The 1,827-nt window shown below is 35.9% G+C and carries 2 protein-coding genes; both read left to right on the forward strand.

All coding sequences use genetic code 11. From position 1 onward, the window contains the following. Window positions 1–349: type VI immunity family protein (locus SLS51_RS22895; protein WP_323840792.1), on the forward strand; the 349-nt coding region annotated here is incomplete at its 5' end. Window positions 350–352: 3 nt separating this feature from the next. Further along, entirely contained in the window at window positions 353–625 is a 273-nt protein-coding gene (locus SLS51_RS22900) for a PAAR domain-containing protein (protein WP_323840793.1), read from the forward strand. Window positions 626–1,827 lie beyond the last annotated feature (1,202 nt).

Here is a 1,827-nt window from a genome sequence, read left to right on the forward strand (position 1 = left end):
AACGCCACTACCGGACAGTGTCCCGGAGAGTTATTTTGCCATTAACCAACTGATACGTCCGATACGGGTGATACCTCGTGAAGGCCATTCATTGCACTTCTATGGTGAAGGTCATTTTGATGATATTTCCACACTGGCTTGGTATGCCCGTTATGACCGGGGACCGCTGCAAGTGACCCCTTTGAGAGGTGACCATCCTGCACTGGTCAGCGGGATCTGGCGAACCGACAGCCTGCCTGACAAACAGTACTTCTTTGCTCAGGGGGCGATGGCTTTTGATGTTGAAGGTGCAGAGAAGGGCACAACCGTCTGGCATTTAATACGAGAAACGGAAAATATAACGGAGTAAATAATGCGCAGTGTAGTGGAAAGTAAAAAAGTTATCCTTAAAGGTGATACCACAACAACCGGAGGTGAGGTTTTAAAGGGTTCCGATTTGGTAAACCAACACCTATCGGTTGCCTGTAAAGGTGACCCGGTGTTTTGTCCCGCCTGTAAACAAACCGGCGCGATTGCGGAAGGTTCTAACTTGTTCAATATACAAGGAGTACCTGTCGCGCTGGAGGGACACTTGGTTAATTGTGGTTGCCCGACCGGCGCTTGTCGATTAAAGGTACGGTCATAACTATCAAATGCTAAAGCCTTTAATTGAAATACCCATAAAACCGGAGCAGGTTTTAAACTGTGATTAAAAGTTGTTTTTTTAACGGATGATTTTAATCGGTATCTGGTTTTTATCTTTTTTTATCTTTTGGATATTAGCTTTTTGCTAAATTTAAACATATAGAGATACCATTAATGTTTTTTAGGATAACGCCTTTTCAGCGCTTAAATCCGGTTAAATTAATCGTTTTATCTCTTCTTTAATCGTATTTTTATTGATTTTTTCGTAAAACGATGGTGAAAAAATACTTTAATGTCAATCTATTCTATTAATGTTATTTTACGTGATTATTGCTTTTCAACCCTCGGTTAATGGTTAGTGAATTTCGACTAAATGTCATTAATCACACTACTGAAAATTTTGATTCGTTGTGTTAAATCAGTCTGTTGAGTGAAATATTTAATCTCTCCCTGTTTGTCTTTTTAAATAATCATGATTGGTTAGGTAAATGTAAAATAAGTGGAGGATAGTATGTATTACCGATTTACCGATAAATGGATTAAACATAGCGGAGAATAGGTTGTTTTTAGTCACTTTATGCTTTTTAAAAAGTTGGCATCAGTGTACTACCTATTTTTTAATCCTTAGTTGATTAATCACCGGTAAAAGGAAAATGTAAGTTAAAAAAGTAATGTTAAAAATATGATAAGCTTGTACTGTGGTTTTCATTCTAAGGGGTTGTTTGTTTTTAATTGTAAATCGGCTATGACGAATGGTTTTTATTACTTAATTGTGGTAAATCTAATGGTTTTTACATTTTCTGAATCGTATTTAACGCCCTTATTTTCATTAAACTGATATTTAGGTTTTCTCGTTTCTCGTTTCTCGTTTCTCCTTTTTCTATATCTGATTTTTTAGGTTTAAAACTAATGAGGATAGCAGAGAGTTAACGGTATTAAAGTTAATGCTCATTTCTTTAATCATTTTTAATGCTGTTAAATACTCTTGCTTTTTCGGGGATGCTTCTCGGTTTTCTACAATTATAGTCTCTGATTTTTCGTAAACTTGTTGTAGTCAGGAAAAATCTTTTATTTAAGAGAATTGGTTTAATACTGTTAAAGCTGTTAAAGCTGTTAAAGCTGTTAAAGCTGTTAAAGCTGTTAAAGCTGTTAAAGCTGTTAAAGCTGTTAAAGCTGTTAAAGCTGTTAAAGCTGTTAAAGCTG

Source organism: Photorhabdus africana (assembly GCF_035181445.1).
In the GTDB taxonomy this organism is placed as follows: domain Bacteria; phylum Pseudomonadota; class Gammaproteobacteria; order Enterobacterales; family Enterobacteriaceae; genus Photorhabdus; species Photorhabdus laumondii.